Source organism: Streptococcus sp. 29887 (genome assembly GCF_032595075.1).
Classification (GTDB): Bacteria; Bacillota; Bacilli; order Lactobacillales; family Streptococcaceae; genus Streptococcus; species Streptococcus iners.
In genome coordinates, this window is the sequence record NZ_CP118735.1 from 1643168 (window position 1) to 1658006 (window position 14839).

Here is a 14839-nt window from a genome sequence, read left to right on the forward strand (position 1 = left end):
CTTTGTTTTATTCGATAACCTTGCTTGCCTTATTGATAATCTCTTCTGACAAGCTGATACCTAATTCTTTTGCAACTTTCTGGTTAACAACGACCGTACCTTCATTGAAAATTTGGACTGGTGTATCCCCAGGATTTGCACCGTCTAAGATTTTGGCAGCCATTTTACCTGTTGCCACACCCAAGTCATATTGGCTGAGAGTTACAGATGCAATACCTCCACCTTCGACCATGTCTTCTACACTAGTGAAAATCGGAGTTTTTGTTTTATTTGCCACAGAAACGACTGTTGAAAATGCTGATGCGACCGTGTTATCAACTGGTGTGAAAAGAACGTCTGCTTTGCTGGTTGCCACTTCTACTGTAGAGGCCAATTCATTACTTGAAGCAACTGCATATTCAAGGACAGTATAGCCTGCTTCTTCCGCTGCAGCCTTAAATTCTGCTACTTGAATTTTTGAATTGTCTTCGTTAGAAGAATAAAGGACGCCGATTGTTTTTGCCTCTGGTGTGATTTCTTTGATGAGGGAAACAGCATCTGCTACAGGTGTCTGATCAGACACACCAGTGATATTGCCACCAGGATTTTTCAAGTCTTTGACCAAGTTGGCACCAACTGGGTCTGTTACCGCACCCATGATGATTGGCAATTCAGTCGTTGCGTTTGCCAAACCTTGTGCAGCTGGTGTCGCGATACCGATTAAGAGTTCATTACCATTGTCCACCAATTTTTTACTCATGGTCTGTACCTGTGACTGGTCAGCCTCAGCATTCATAAAATCAATGTCCAAATTATCCGTCGTTGAATAGCCACCCTCTTTTAGTCCATCCTTGATCCCCTTATAAATCTCATCTAGTGAATCATGGGTCACAAACTGCAGAACACCAATTTTAACTTTTTCAGTCGAATTAGATGAACTGCTCTGCTCTTTTTGCGTCATAAACAGGGCAGCAACCACCATAACAGTAAGGGCAACAATTGTAGCTAGTAAGTTTTTATTTTTCAACATATTCATTCTCCTCGTAAAATACATAATATCCAATTTCTACGTCTTCAAAATTTTATTCCACCATCGCCATCGTTTCATCATGATTACCTCGTAATTTCTATCATTGTCAAAGTAGAATATCATTATCTGTATTTCATTTTTCATTTGAACGCCAATCTACCAAGACAATGGAAAAGCCCCCGCATACTGAAAAACAGTATGCGAGGGCGTCAATGACACGGTGCCACCTCACTTATGGGAATTGTCTAGAATCCTCCCATATCTCATCTCCTCTAACAAGGAGTTGCACTGTAAGGTGTGCGGACCGAACTATCATTGTTTTAAGTTCTTTTACGTGACTGTTTTGGCTGAAACCTTCGTTAGCTCTCCTTGCTATACCACCACAAACAATCCTTGTGAATTTAGGGCATTTTAGGACTAGGCAGTCGGGTGAAGGCAGTACTGGTGTACGGCAAGACCGACTAACGACGTCATAAAATAGACATAAATGCACATCAGCCCATTTCATAAAACTCCGCCACCTGTTCCCAGCACCACAGGCTCCCTGAAGACTTCTGCTTTACTACTTCTTCTGATTACAGACGATTATACGGCATCCCAAAGACTTTGTCAAGACTTTTGATTAAATTTTCTGAAAATTTTTCTACTCCCGTTCTGCAACTCTCATCAAAAAATCAACGAAGTGTGATATACTAGTCTGAGTTAGAGCGATTAGAAAGAGGAACACCATGTCTTTTGACGGATTTTTTTTACATCACATGACAGCTGAATTGAAAGCCAACCTAGAGGGCGGGCGGATTCAGAAAATCAACCAGCCCTTTGAACAGGAGATTGTCCTCAACATCCGCAGCAACCGCCAGAGCCATAAGTTGCTCCTGTCTGCCCACTCAGTTTTCGGACGGGTTCAGCTGACCCAGTCGGATTTTACCAATCCCAAGGTGCCCAATACCTTTACCATGATTTTACGAAAATACTTGCAGGGTGCCATTATCGAAGACATTCGTCAGTTGGACAATGACCGTATCTTAGAATTTTCGGTGTCCAACAAGGACGAGATTGGCGACCATATCCAAGCAACCTTAATTGTGGAAATCATGGGCAAGCACAGCAATATCATCTTGGTGGATAAATCTGAACAACGGATTATCGAGGCTATCAAGCACGTTGGTTTCTCGCAAAATTCCTACCGGACCATCCTGCCAGGTTCCACCTACATTCGTCCACCGGAGACGCATTCTCTCAATCCTTATACGGTGTCTGACGAGAAATTGTTTGAAATCTTATCGACTCAGGAACTGAGTCCAAAAAATCTCCAACAGGCCTTTCAAGGTTTGGGTCGGGATACAGCTTCTGAACTGGCTAGTCACTTGCAGACGGACCGCCTGAAGAACTTCCGTGCCTTTTTTGACCAGGCAACTCAGCCTAGCCTGACAGACAAATCCTATACTGCTCTGCCATTTGCCAATAGTCCTGAAAACCAGCCACACTTTGAGAGCCTAAGCAGTCTGCTGGACTTCTACTATCAGGACAAGGCGGAGCGGGACCGAGTGGCCCAGCAGGCCAATGAGCTGATCAAGCGGGTAGCCAGTGAGCTAGAGAAAAATCGCAAAAAGTTGGTCAAGCAGGAGCAGGAATTGGCGGATACGGAAGGTGCGGAGTTGGTGCGACAAAAGGGCGAGCTCCTGACCACCTATCTGCATCAGGTGCCAAATGACCAGGCTAGTGTGACCTTAGACAACTACTATACGGGCGAGGAGTTGGAGATTGAGTTGGATGTGGCTTTGACTCCTAGCCAGAATGCCCAGCGGTACTTCAAGAAATACCAGAAACTCAAGGAGGCGGTCAAGCACTTGACCAGCTTGATTGAGGAAACCAAGACGACCATTGTCTATCTGGAGTCCGTTGACACCATGCTGGGACAGGCTAGTCTGGCTGAAATCGATGAAATCCGTGAGGAGTTGATTGAAACAGGCTACCTCAAGCGCCGCCACCGTGAGAAAATCCATAAGCGTCAGAAACCTGAACGCTATTTGGCGACGGACGGGAAGACTATTATTCTGGTAGGAAAAAATAACCTGCAAAATGATGAATTGACCTTCAAAATGGCTAAAAAGGGCGAACTCTGGTTCCATGCCAAAGACATTCCTGGTAGCCACGTGGTCATCACAGACAACTTGGACCCAAGCGACGAGGTCAAGACAGATGCGGCCGAGTTGGCTGCCTACTTCTCTAAGGCAAGGCATTCTAACTTGGTCCAAGTCGATATGATTGAAGCCAAGAAACTCCATAAGCCAACAGGTGGTAAGCCTGGTTTTGTGACCTACCGAGGTCAGAAGACCCTCCGTGTCACCCCAACAGAAGACAAAATAAAATCCATGAAAATCTAGTTCATGGATTTTTGTGTATAACCTACTCCGCCTTATTAATATCTTCTCTGACTTCCTTGGCGTTGAACTTAGCAAACAAATATTGGCGGTCTTGGACTGGGAAGCGTTGATCCAGCTGATCGACTGGTCCCACTTCAACCATTCCTTGTGAAATGATATAGTCCATGACATGACCCCCAAAGGTCAAATCGTCTGAGATAAAATGCAAATGGTAACCTGCCACACTGACCCCATGAAAAATCTCTGGTGTCCAAATACCAACAATAGTACCCGAAATGTTCTCGGCGGTATACTCAGGCTGACGACTAGCCACCTCCGCAAATCGAACATCCGAAGCCGATTTAGGAATCATACGAACATGCATCCGTGAAAACGTCCCTTTGATTTTGATAGAACGAAAAAGATTTTCTCCATCATAATAGGATTCAATCCGCTGGTGCAATTCATCACTGGTCATTTCAAAGCGTTGTTTGAAAATCACTTCTGCTTCATGGAAAATAACCGCTGCATAGGGAACCTTCATAGCAGCAGGAACCTCCACCACCTCTGGTTTCTCCCCTGCTCCTTTGGCCTGATAGGCCTTTCCATCTAGGACAATCAACTCACCATCAATGGAATCCAGAGTTCCCAAGCCTAAATCACCATGTTCCAGCAATTCGCCCACCGTCAAAGAACCATCATATAAACCCGCCATCAAGGCACCAAGTGTATTGTATTGAAATAATCGATTTACTTGCATAACCTACTCTTCATTCAAAAATTCTTGCATGGCCAAATCATCTGGCACCAATTGGATATAACGGCTAGCTTGCTCTCTTGCCTCATCCAAGCGACCAAGTTGACGTAATAAACCTACATAATCAGCCAAAAATTCAGGATTTTCCGCCAATTCCCCAGCTAATTCAGCGTAAAGCTCACTCGCTTCCTCATCTCTTTCCAGAGCTTGATAGGCCTTAGCTACATTCCAACGCGCCAAGACATTGTCCAGCTCCTCGTCAAAGAGGGCCACAACCTCATCAAACCGCTCCTGCTCCAAATAGAGATTGGACAAGCGGAGGGCTAATTCATTGCTGTCATCTGCCACTTCCCTTGCTTTGAGAAGATAGTCTTCAGCAGCTGCCTCATCGTGCATTTCATAGGCATACTGAGAAGCTTGAAGCAAGAGATTGGCATCAAAATCATTTTTGGCCAAGCCCTTTTCTGTCATTGCCAAGGCTTCTTCAATCTTATGTTCGGCACGAAGGGATTGGGCGTAGGCATATTCATAGCCCTCAAAATCAGGATTGATGGTATCCAGCTGCTTGAAGTAGAGATTGGCCTTTTGGTATTCTTCGCTTTCAAATAGCAGAGCAGCTAACTCAAAAACAGTCTGGTCATCGTATTCCAACTCAACAGCCTTTTCCAAAAATTCAATGGCCGCTTCAAATTTCCCCAAACTTGCATAGGCAAGCCCAATTCGCTGATAGGTCGAAACCCCTGTTAATTCGTAGATTTCACGATTATCCAGCTGGGCATAGTAGGAAATAGCCTCCTTAAAGTATTCCAATTCCATGTCCAACTCTGCCAAGCCAAAGAGGATAATTGGTTCATCAGACAAATGACTGGCTTCTAGCAATTTTTCACGCGCCACATCTGATAATCCTTCCGCCTGATACAAGTCTGCCTTGACCAACAAGGCTTCCACATAGGCAGGACTGTCTTCCGAAATTTCCTCCAAATAAGCAAAGGCTTCTTCAACCAAGCCATCTTCAAAAGCAATCTGAGCCAGATTGAGAACCACCTCAGGATAGGTTTCCTTGAGCTGATCATAGATTTGTGCAGCCTGGGGGAAAAAACCAATACTTTCCAGATAGGCAGCCAAGGACAAAAGGGTGTCATTATCATCTTGCTCCAAGGCACGCTTGAAATACTTATCTGCCTTATCTAAATCCTGTTGGTCCAAACAAGCCAACATTTTTTCACTATTGTTCATGAACTTCTTCAGTTTCTCCTTCTTTTTCATATAAACCACTGTAGACCTTATACCATTCAAATACAGCCTTGACCAAGACCTTAATAGAGGCATAGATTGGAATACCGAGCAGAACCCCCAGTACTCCATACATCTGACCTGCCGTCAACAAGACAAACAAAATGGTAATGGGATGGATACTCAAAGAGCTACCAATAATGAGCGGGGTCACGAAACGACCTTCAATGGTCTGCTCCAACATGAAAACAATCAAAACCTTGACCAACATGACCGGTCCAGCAATCAATCCTAACACTACTGCCGGAATCATAGCCAAAAATGAACCCAAGTAGGGTATCAGATTAAGAAAACCAGCCATAACCCCCAAGGTTACAGGATAACTAAGTCCAATCACTGAAAACATGACAGAAAACATGAGAGCAACAATAATAGCGACCGTCACCTGACCACGAACATAGTTAGACAACTGAGCATTGACATCTGTCAAAACCTTGCTGACGGATGAACGCCATTTTGTCGGTAAGTACTGGGTGACATGACGATTTAAATGCTGACCATCTCGTAATAGATAGAAGAGAATAAAGGGCATAATCAAAATAGCCACTATAATCTGCGATGCCGTTGAAATCAAGCTACTAGCCCAGTTTACCGCACTGGAAGAAAATTTCTGCGCATAGGAAACAATTTGGTCATTGACCTTATTCAAAATTTCCAAGGCAGTTGGACGGAACTGTTCAAATTGTTCATTTTCCAATAAGGTCGTCACTTGACTTTCAATCTTTTGAATATTAGACGGCAGATTTTGGGCGAAAGAAACGACCTGCCCTTGAATACTTGGAATAACAACAGCCAAGCCCCAAACCAAAAGCATGCCAATCAATACAAATAAGACCGAAATAGCAGCTGTCCGTGTAATCTTATATTTCTCCAACCAATCCACAATAGGATTTAAGAGATAATAGAGCAAACCTGTCAACAACATGGGCAGGAGAATAATTTCAATAAAACTCCCAATCGGCTTCAGCAAAAAGCTGACCTTAGTAAAAACAAAAATAGTTAATAGAACCAATAAGGTTACTAGAAAAAAAGTAACAGCCTGATTGTTTACAAACCACTTAAAAAACCAGGACATTCTAAATCGTTGCTGCTGTTCATCCATCTCGCTCACTCCTCATTCTTTTTCTCTATTGTATCATGTAATGGAGTATTTTAGACAAATAAACCATAGGCTTTCTCAGACTTTACAGGAGAAATATGGTATAATTTTAGCAATCATTTTCAAAGGAGATAAGCATGGCTGTCTATTTCGGTACTTACACCAAACGTGAATCAAAAGGTATTTATAAGGCACAATTTAATAGCGAAACTGGGCAACTCAGTAACTTAGAATTGGTTGCTGAAGAACCAAACCCAACCTATCTTGCTTTTGATAAGGCTGGTCGACTATACTCAGTCGGAGATGAAAATGGACAAGGGGGAATCGTAGCTTTCGATACAGATTTCAGCTTGCTAAACCATGTGGTTAGCGAGGGTGCACCTCACTGCTATGTAGCCGTAGATGACGAACGAAATCTAGTTTATGCCGCCAATTACCACAAGGGGCAAGTTCTGGTCTATAAACGACTAGAAGATGGCTCCCTAGAACTTGCTGATATTGCTCAGCACCAAGGTTCTGGTCCACATGAAAATCAAGCATCCGCCCATGTTCACTTTTCTGATTTGACACCTGATAAGTTCTTGGTGACCTGTGATTTAGGTGCTGACCAAGTTGTAACCTACAAGGTTTCAGACCAAGGAAAAATAGAGAAACTTGCGACCTATCAGGCCGCTGCTGGAAGTGGTCCACGCCACATCGTTTTCCATCCAGTTGCGAAAATTGCCTACCTCATCTGTGAACTTAATTCAACTATTGAAATCCTTATTTACGATGGCTGGGGAGAGTTCGAGCACCTACAAACTATCTCTACACTTCCACAAGACCATACAGGCTTCAATGGCACAGCTGCTATTCGTATCACCAAAGATGGAAAATTTGTCTACGGTTCTAACCGTGGTAACGACTCAATCGCCGTCTATAAAACACTTGGTGATGCCAGTCTTGAATTGGTCCAAATCGTGTCAACCCATGGCAAGACACCCCGTGACTTTACCCTAAGCCCAGACGAGAAACATCTGATTGCCGTCCATCAAGACTCTGATAATACGACTGTTTTTTCAAGAGATACAGAAACAGGTCGACTGACGGAACTTTCTCATGATTTTTACCTACCAGAAGCTGTATCTGTCACATTTTTTGAAGACTAATCAGTTGTGAAATCGCTCTATTTTTGGTTTAATATTTGTATAGGAGGTGAATTACATGAATCCAGTAGATCTTTTCAACGAAGTTAAAGACTTAATCGCAAACAAAGACTTTGACGGAGCTAAACAATTTATCGAAGAAAACAAAGACAACTTCGGCGAATACTTGGAGCAAGCAAAAGGCTTGTTGTCAGGTTCTGAAGGCGTAAGCGGTCTTTTGGACAAGGTTAAAGGCTTGTTCTAATACATGTAAAAACTAGGCTGAGAATGTTCAGTCTAGTTTTTTTGTTTCTTCAAAAATATTTGTTATCTCTTGCAATGAAGTAATTACCCAATCACTCTTCAATCTTTCATTTTCACTGGCATGCTTCCCAAAACCAGTCAGTATCCGTACAGTCCACATTCCCAAAGATTTAGCAGGTAGAATATCATTATCATACCTATCCCCAACATAGACAACTCTATCGGCAGGGATGTTTGCTTTTTGCAAGGCAAGTGTGAAAATAGCTGTATTTGGTTTAGATAACCCAACTTCTTCAGAGAGGATGATGAGTTGAAAATAAGACTCAATTCCCCACTTTTGAAGCAGTTCTCTAACACTACTAGACTGATTGGCAACAATCCCCAATCGATAGTGTTTTGATAATGTTTCAAGAACCTCTCATACTTCTGAATAGAGCTTTATCCCTTCATTTGTCCATAAAGGACGTGGCTCGGTCGGTGCAAAATATTGCCAGGTAGCACGAATTGGGTCCAGCGACTTATGAGCATACTCCGCCATTTTCTTTTTATAAGAATCTGATGAAACCTCTATATCCAGAGACTCTAACTTCTTCACACACTTTTCTATATAATTACCATAAGCAGCCTCTTCATCTAAAAGCGTCGAACCTAAATCAAAAAATATCCACTCTATCATCCCGCTCTCCATTTACATTCAATCTGCGGACACTTACACTAGCATCACTTCATTTTAGGATAGCATATTTTAATAGTAACGCAAAGAAAACTCCATAGGAAAACCTAGAGAGTTTTACTAATCCCTCGTTATTCTAACTCGGGAATAAAACAGTCTACAAGACATTGAAAAACAAGTCTGGAAATTTCCAGACTTGTTCTTATTATGACCCTCGCTATACTAGCTCGGGGATAAAAGGCTCTATAATATCTGTAGTGGGTAAATCCTCTATGGATATTATGGAGTCTTTTTGATTGTAGAAAAAAAGTCCCATATGGCCTATAATGAAAAGCAACCAAACTCACATTAGAAAGACTCATATGGAACAACTAAATCTTATCACAAATCTTCTCAGAATTAAAGACAAAAATATCACTATCTCTAATGAATATGATATGGGAACTCACTTAGAACTTCATGGTCATTTGGATTATACAGCCCCTAAATGTCCCTCCTGCAAGGGACAAATGGCAAAATACGACTTCCAAAAACCCTCCAAAATTCCCTACCTAGAAACTGCTGGTTATCCCTTGCTTATCCGACTTAGAAAGCGTCGCTTCAAGTGTAAAGATTGCAGAAAAATAGCGGTCGCTGAAACTCCTCTTGTCAAGAAGAACCACCAAATCTCCGTCGCTGTTAACCAGAAGATTGCTCAATTACTCATCGAAAATCAAGCAATGACACATATTGCACACAGGCTATCTATCTCAACCTCATCAGTTATGAGAAAGCTTAATGAGTTCAAGTTTGAAACAGATTGGAATACCTTACCTGAGGTGATGAGCTGGGATGAGTATGCCTTCAAAAAGGGGAAAATGAGCTTTATCGCTCAAGATTTCAACTCCCTAAATGTCATAACTATTCTAGACGGAAGAACACAAGCAACCATCCGAAACCACTTTCTACGCTATCCTAGAAAGGTTAGAAATCAAGTCAAAGTCATTACCATGGATATGTTTAGTCCTTACTACAAATTGGCTAGACAGCTATTTCCAAACACCAAGATTGTTCTGGACCGCTTTCACATTGTGCAGCACCTTAGCCGTGCTATGAACCGCGTTCGTATTCTAATTATGAATCAATTCGACAGAAAATCGCAGGAATACCGGTCCTTGAAACGCTACTGGAAATTGATACAACAAGATAGCCGTAAACTCAGCGATAAACGATTTTATCGCCCTATGTTTCGCATGCACTTGACTAACAAGGAAATCCTAGAAAAACTACTGTCTTTTTCAGAGGAACTACGACAGCACTATGAACTCTATCAGCTTCTCTTGTTCCATTTCCAAGAGAAAAACTCAGATCATTTCTTTGACCTTATCGAACAGGAAATAGCCAATGTTAATCCTATTTTCCAGACGGTATTTAAGACATTTCTAAAGGATAAAGAAAAGGTTTTAAACGCCATGGAATTGCCTTATTCGAACGCCAAACTGGAAGCTACCAACAATCTCATCAAAGTCATTAAAAGAAATGCCTTTGGTTTCAGGAACTTTGAAAATTTTAAAAAACGTATTTTGATTGCTTTGAACATAAAGAAAGAGAGAACGAACTTCGTCCTCTCTAGGTGTTAGCTTTTCATCTACCCACTACAGTTGACAAAGAGCCGGATAAAACAGTCTCCCAGACATTGAAAAACAAGTCTGGAAATTTCCAGACTTGTTCTTATTATGACCCTCGCTATACTAGCTCGGGGATAAATTAGTACACTGTACTAATTTATTTTTTCAAGTTGTAGAATGAGTTCAAGCCTTTGTAGACTGCAACTTCACCCAATTGATCTTCGATACGAAGCAATTGGTTGTATTTAGCGATACGGTCTGTACGTGACAATGAACCAGTCTTGATTTGGCCAGCGTTAGTTGCAACTGCGATGTCAGCGATTGTTGAATCTTCAGTTTCACCTGAACGGTGTGATACAACTGCAGTGTAGCCAGCTTCTTTAGCCATTTCGATAGCTTCGAATGTTTCAGTAAGAGTACCGATTTGGTTAACTTTGATAAGGATTGAGTTAGCAGCACCTTCTTTGATACCACGTGCAAGGTAGTCAGTGTTTGTTACGAAGAAGTCGTCACCAACCAATTGAACGCGTTTGCCAAGACGCTCAGTAAGAGCTTTCCAGCCATCCCAGTCGTTCTCATCCATACCATCTTCGATAGTGATGATTGGGTATTTGTTAACCAATTCTTCAAGGTAGTCAATTTGCTCTGCAGATGTACGAACAGCAGCGCCTTCACCTTCGAATTTAGTGTAGTCGTAAACTTTACGCTCTTTGTCGTAGAATTCAGATGACGCACAGTCGAAACCGATCATGATGCCGTTTTCGCCAGCTTCGTAACCAGCAGCTTCGATAGCTTCGATGATTGTTTCAACACCGTCTTCAGTTCCTTCGAACTTAGGAGCGAAACCACCTTCGTCACCAACAGCTGTTACCAAACCACGAGCTTTCAAGATTTTCTTCAAAGCGTGGAATACTTCAGCACCCCAGCGAAGACCTTCTTTGAATGAAGGAGCACCAACTGGCAAGATCATGAATTCTTGGAAAGCGATAGGAGCGTCTGAGTGAGAACCACCGTTGATGATGTTCATCATTGGAGTTGGCAATACTTTAGTGTTGAATCCGCCAAGGTAAGTGTAAAGTGGCACTTCAAGGTAGTCAGCAGCTGCACGTGCAACAGCGATAGAAACACCAAGGATTGCGTTTGCACCCAATTTACCTTTGTTAGGAGTACCGTCAAGAGCGATCATAGCACGGTCGATAGCTTGTTGATCACGAACGTCATAACCGATGATAGCGTCAGCAATCACGTTATTTACGTTGTCAACAGCTTTTTGAGTACCAAGACCAAGGTAACGAGATTTGTCACCGTCGCGAAGCTCAACTGCTTCGTGCTCACCAGTAGAAGCTCCTGAAGGAACCATACCACGTCCGAAAGCACCTGATTCAGTATAAACTTCAACTTCAAGTGTAGGGTTACCGCGTGAGTCAAGGACTTCGCGAGCGTAAACATCAGTAATAATTGACATTATATTACTCTCCTTTGAGTTTAAAATAGTTACACTGCTATCATACCCTAAAATAAGAGATTTTTCAAGAAAAAATAGGCTATTTTACTGAAAGAAATAATGTAAACGCCTTCCTTTGCGTTTTTACTAGGATATGCTATACTAAAACTATGACTAATTTACATACTACAATCCTACAAAAAGCCTCTGGTGAAACCCGTCTAAACCCTGATGAACAGCGCTTATACATGGGAACTTATCGCGAGCGCGTTGTTCTTCTTCTCACCTTCGAGGACTTAGCAAATGAGTTTGCCATATCGGCATTCGATACCATCTGCCAAAAGCTAGCAAATAGCTACATACCTCTCTTTCTTAAACTCTCTCCCTCTCTGGCGGACAAGCAACAAATTTCCCTGATGAAACTCGCTCAAGCCCATGGAATTACTACTTCCATCATCGATGAGAAAATTGGGCAATCTCCGTACGCTCTGGTCTTCCATACAGATCATGCAGTTGATTTAGAAGAAATTAACTTAGAAGTTATCTTTCCAAATCTTGTCAAGAAGGAAGAAAAAAAGGAAGAGCAAAAACCCTCCTTCTGGAAAAAATTATTTGGATAAGCTATTTCTTCAATTAAATCCTTCCAATTTTCCTCCCAACTGAAGAATTCTTGCCACCTGTTCTGCTGTGCGGACCAGGTTTTTTTCTGCTTTTTGAAGCGTGTCCTCTAGATTTTCAACGCTTGCGATTATCGGAAAAGCGGCACAGATATTTTCAAAAGGAAAATCAGGTAAATCATCCTTCAAACTGCCACAAATAGCGATGATAGGAATATGATCCGGAGTCCTTCGAGCTACACCGATTGGCGTTTTGCCTGCCAAACTCTGGGCATCCATTCGTCCCTCACCGACAATAACTAGGTCAGCCTCAGCTACTCGCTTGTCAAAATCTAATTGATCCAGAACAAAGTTTATACCTGTTTGGATGCGGGCACCTGCAAACTGCACCAAGCCTGCCGCCATCCCACCGCCTGCACCAGCACCAGCCAGTGTCAAGATTGCTGGATTGACAAGCTGATAAAATCTTTCCATCTCTCTATCCACTTGCTCAAACTTCGTGGCTTCCAGCCCCTTCTGACCAGCAAAAACATAAGTGGCTCCCTGATGTCCACAGAGAAAATTATCCACGTCAGTTACCAAATCAATCTGAACAGACGACAAATCAATACCTATGTCATCTTGGGAAAAGTCCGCAATCTTACCCAGATTGGCACCGATGGCTTCCAGTTCCTGCCCCTCTCTGTCATAGAATTTCACACCAAGACCTGCTGCCATTCCAATGCCGCCATCATGGCTGGCAGAGCCACCAATTCCGATGAAAAACTGGTTGGCACCTTTCTGCACCAGTTCAACCAGCAGTTCACCCACTCCTCTAGTAGAAACTAGCAAAGGATTTCTTTTTTCTAGCGGAATGCTGGCAAGTCCCACTATCGCAGCCATTTCAAAAACAGCCAGACCATCTCGCATTGCATAGTCAACACATATCCTATCCCCAAATGGTCCTGTCACTTCTGTCTGGTATTTCTCTAAATCTAAGGCTTGCGTCAAACTGTCGAGGGTTCCTTCACCTCCATCACCCAAGGGAAGCAAATCATAACTTGCCTGGGGATAGACCTTTGAAAATCCTTGCTTTATGGCTTTAGCAACCTCTATTGCTGAGAGAGATTCTTTGAAGGAATCTGGAGCAATTAGAATACGCATAGATATCCCACCTTTCTATATAATTGTAGCACTCCTTTCCAGGTCTTTCAAGAAAAATTCGAGTATTTCCTTAAAACATGATATACTGGACAAAAGGAGGCTTCCATGTATCAGACTATTTTATTTGACCTTGACGGTACCTTAACAGATTCTGGACAAGGTATCCTAAATTCCGTCGCCTACGCATTGGACCAAATGGGTATTGAAGAGCCTGACTTGGCTAGTTTACAACGCTTTATCGGTCCACCGCTCTATGAATCCTTTGCCCGTTTTTATCAACTAAATCCAGCAGATACCCAGGCAGCTGTTGACGCCTTTCGGGTTTATTTTAAAGAAAAGGGCATGTTTGAAAACCAACTCTACGACGGTGTTATTCCTCTTTTAGAAGCTCTGACGGAAGCAGGTAAAACCTTGGCTATCGCCACCTCTAAACCCGAAGTCTTTGCCAAGCAAATTCTGGATTATTTTGGCATTGCTCATTATTTTGATGTCATTGCCGGAGCTAGTTTAGATAACAGTCGTATTAGTAAGGCAGACGTCATCACCTACGCCTTAGCCCAACTGGACTACAATCTACAAACAACGATTATGGTCGGGGATCGTGAACATGATATCGAAGGAGCCCAGGCCAACCAGCTAGCTTCTATCGGAGTCCTTTATGGCTACGGAAATCGACTAGAATTGGAAGAGGCTGGCGCAACAATGATAGCCGAAACCCTTCTTGACTTAAAACAACTCTTAGTCTAGGCAAACAGAAAAAGCCAGCAAACAGCTGACTTCCTCATTATTTACCATCCAAAATCTCTATTAGTTTATAGAGATTTTTTTCATTGATTTGATAAGCTGCCTGTTCTTGCACAATTGGCTTGGCGCAAAAAGCAACTCCAATTCCTGCTCTTTGAATCATCGGTAGGTCATTAGCACCATCCCCCATAGCAATAGTCTGAGATAGAGCTAGGCCATTTTCAGCCGCCCAGGCTTCCAAACAAGCCTTCTTGGTATCCTTGGTCACAATATCGCCCAAAACTTGACCTGTCAAAAATCCATCAACTACTTCTAAACGATTGGCACGAACATAATCTAATTCTAGCTGACTAGCAAGACGATCCACTGTTTCATGAAATCCACCTGATACGACTGCAACCTTGAAACCACGATTTTTTAATTCCGCAACCAATTCCACTGCCCCTGGTGTAAAATGAATTTTTTCCATAATCCGATTAAAAACAGAAACAGACAGTCCCTTTAACAAGGCAACACGCTCGCGTAATGCTTCTTCAAAATCCAATTCCCCACGCATAGCACGTTCTGTAATATCTGCAACCTGCTCGCCTACACCCGCTTCCTCACCAAGAAGGTCAATACCTTCTTCCATAATCAGTGTAGAATCCACATCCATAACCAATAATCCTTTTGTCATGTTTCATATCCTTTCTTGTATAA

General features: G+C 42.5%; 13 protein-coding genes and 1 pseudogene. 6 read left to right on the top strand and 8 right to left on the bottom strand.

All coding sequences use genetic code 11. From position 1 onward, the window contains the following. Positions 1 to 7: 7 nt before the first annotated feature. On the bottom strand, positions 8 to 1009 hold the full coding sequence (gene trpX / locus PW252_RS08015) for a tryptophan ABC transporter substrate-binding protein (protein ID WP_248051234.1): 1002 nt from the start codon (positions 1007 to 1009) through the stop codon (positions 8 to 10). 728 nt (positions 1010 to 1737) lie between these two features. On the opposite strand from trpX, the gene PW252_RS08020 reads away from it, so the two are divergent. Next, positions 1738 to 3396: an Rqc2 family fibronectin-binding protein gene (locus PW252_RS08020; protein ID WP_248051236.1), complete on the top strand. Its 1659-nt coding sequence runs from the start codon at positions 1738 to 1740 to the stop codon at positions 3394 to 3396. 22 nt (positions 3397 to 3418) lie between these two features. Here PW252_RS08020 and budA read toward each other — a convergent pair whose 3' ends face one another. From budA to PW252_RS08035, 3 genes are read right to left on the bottom strand one after another with little or no spacing between them, the layout of a single operon-like run. Beyond that, on the bottom strand, positions 3419 to 4135 hold the full coding sequence (gene budA / locus PW252_RS08025) for an acetolactate decarboxylase (protein ID WP_248051238.1): 717 nt from the start codon (positions 4133 to 4135) through the stop codon (positions 3419 to 3421). 3 nt (positions 4136 to 4138) lie between these two features. Continuing rightward, positions 4139 to 5368 carry a tetratricopeptide repeat protein gene (locus PW252_RS08030; protein ID WP_248051240.1) on the bottom strand — a complete coding sequence of 410 codons (1230 nt, stop codon included), beginning with the start codon at positions 5366 to 5368 and terminating at the stop codon, positions 4139 to 4141. Beyond that, positions 5358 to 6527: an AI-2E family transporter gene (locus PW252_RS08035; protein WP_248051242.1), complete on the bottom strand. Its 1170-nt coding sequence runs from the start codon at positions 6525 to 6527 to the stop codon at positions 5358 to 5360. The genes PW252_RS08030 and PW252_RS08035 overlap by 11 nt, the downstream gene beginning before the upstream one ends. Positions 6528 to 6661: 134 nt before the next feature. On the opposite strand from PW252_RS08035, the gene PW252_RS08040 reads away from it, so the two are divergent. Continuing rightward, positions 6662 to 7672, top strand: a complete 1011-nt coding sequence (locus PW252_RS08040; protein WP_248051245.1) for a lactonase family protein — start codon at positions 6662 to 6664, stop codon at positions 7670 to 7672. A gap of 55 nt (positions 7673 to 7727) precedes the next feature. Beyond that, positions 7728 to 7913: a hypothetical protein gene (locus PW252_RS08045; RefSeq protein ID WP_105117419.1), complete on the top strand. Its 186-nt coding sequence runs from the start codon at positions 7728 to 7730 to the stop codon at positions 7911 to 7913. A 27-nt stretch (positions 7914 to 7940) separates the two neighbouring features. Here the strand turns inward: PW252_RS08045 and PW252_RS08050 are convergent. Beyond that, positions 7941 to 8588: pseudogene (locus PW252_RS08050) on the bottom strand (HAD family hydrolase). 359 nt (positions 8589 to 8947) lie between these two features. On the opposite strand from PW252_RS08050, the gene PW252_RS08055 reads away from it, so the two are divergent. Then, positions 8948 to 10204 (top strand): ISL3 family transposase, encoded by a 1257-nt coding sequence (locus tag PW252_RS08055; protein WP_316716633.1) that lies wholly within the window; start codon positions 8948 to 8950, stop codon positions 10202 to 10204. Between the two features lie 145 nt (positions 10205 to 10349). Here PW252_RS08055 and eno read toward each other — a convergent pair whose 3' ends face one another. Continuing rightward, positions 10350 to 11657, bottom strand: a complete 1308-nt coding sequence (gene eno, locus PW252_RS08060; RefSeq protein WP_099871461.1) for a surface-displayed alpha-enolase — start codon at positions 11655 to 11657, stop codon at positions 10350 to 10352. A gap of 149 nt (positions 11658 to 11806) precedes the next feature. Between eno and PW252_RS08065 the strand changes: the two genes are divergently transcribed. Further along, the gene (locus PW252_RS08065; RefSeq protein WP_248051506.1) at positions 11807 to 12256 is read left to right on the top strand and encodes a DUF1694 domain-containing protein; all 450 of its coding nucleotides are present in this window, start codon (positions 11807 to 11809) and stop codon (positions 12254 to 12256) included. 9 nt (positions 12257 to 12265) lie between these two features. Here the strand turns inward: PW252_RS08065 and PW252_RS08070 are convergent, their stop codons facing one another. Further along, positions 12266 to 13396 (bottom strand): glycerate kinase family protein, encoded by a 1131-nt coding sequence (locus PW252_RS08070; RefSeq protein ID WP_248051504.1) that lies wholly within the window; start codon positions 13394 to 13396, stop codon positions 12266 to 12268. 105 nt (positions 13397 to 13501) lie between these two features. On the opposite strand from PW252_RS08070, the gene PW252_RS08075 reads away from it, so the two are divergent. Then, positions 13502 to 14143 (top strand): HAD family hydrolase, encoded by a 642-nt coding sequence (locus tag PW252_RS08075; RefSeq protein ID WP_248051502.1) that lies wholly within the window; start codon positions 13502 to 13504, stop codon positions 14141 to 14143. Between the two features lie 37 nt (positions 14144 to 14180). Here the strand turns inward: PW252_RS08075 and serB are convergent, their stop codons facing one another. Further along, entirely contained in the window at positions 14181 to 14816 is a 636-nt protein-coding gene (gene serB, locus PW252_RS08080; protein ID WP_248051499.1) for a phosphoserine phosphatase SerB, read from the bottom strand. Positions 14817 to 14839: the final 23 nt, after the last annotated feature.

Coding starts and splice junctions, on each gene's coding strand:
- trpX (WP_248051234.1), bottom strand. CDS start 1,009: ATGTTGAAAAATAAAAACTTACTAGCTACAATTGTTGCCCTTACTGTT.
- serB (WP_248051499.1), bottom strand. CDS start 14,816: ATGACAAAAGGATTATTGGTTATGGATGTGGATTCTACACTGATTATG.
- eno (WP_099871461.1), bottom strand. CDS start 11,657: ATGTCAATTATTACTGATGTTTACGCTCGCGAAGTCCTTGACTCACGC.
- PW252_RS08045 (WP_105117419.1), top strand. CDS start 7,728: ATGAATCCAGTAGATCTTTTCAACGAAGTTAAAGACTTAATCGCAAAC.
- PW252_RS08035 (WP_248051242.1), bottom strand. CDS start 6,527: ATGGATGAACAGCAGCAACGATTTAGAATGTCCTGGTTTTTTAAGTGG.
- PW252_RS08020 (WP_248051236.1), top strand. CDS start 1,738: ATGTCTTTTGACGGATTTTTTTTACATCACATGACAGCTGAATTGAAA.
- PW252_RS08040 (WP_248051245.1), top strand. CDS start 6,662: ATGGCTGTCTATTTCGGTACTTACACCAAACGTGAATCAAAAGGTATT.
- PW252_RS08065 (WP_248051506.1), top strand. CDS start 11,807: ATGACTAATTTACATACTACAATCCTACAAAAAGCCTCTGGTGAAACC.
- PW252_RS08075 (WP_248051502.1), top strand. CDS start 13,502: ATGTATCAGACTATTTTATTTGACCTTGACGGTACCTTAACAGATTCT.
- PW252_RS08030 (WP_248051240.1), bottom strand. CDS start 5,368: ATGAACAATAGTGAAAAAATGTTGGCTTGTTTGGACCAACAGGATTTA.
- PW252_RS08070 (WP_248051504.1), bottom strand. CDS start 13,396: ATGCGTATTCTAATTGCTCCAGATTCCTTCAAAGAATCTCTCTCAGCA.
- budA (WP_248051238.1), bottom strand. CDS start 4,135: ATGCAAGTAAATCGATTATTTCAATACAATACACTTGGTGCCTTGATG.
- PW252_RS08055 (WP_316716633.1), top strand. CDS start 8,948: ATGGAACAACTAAATCTTATCACAAATCTTCTCAGAATTAAAGACAAA.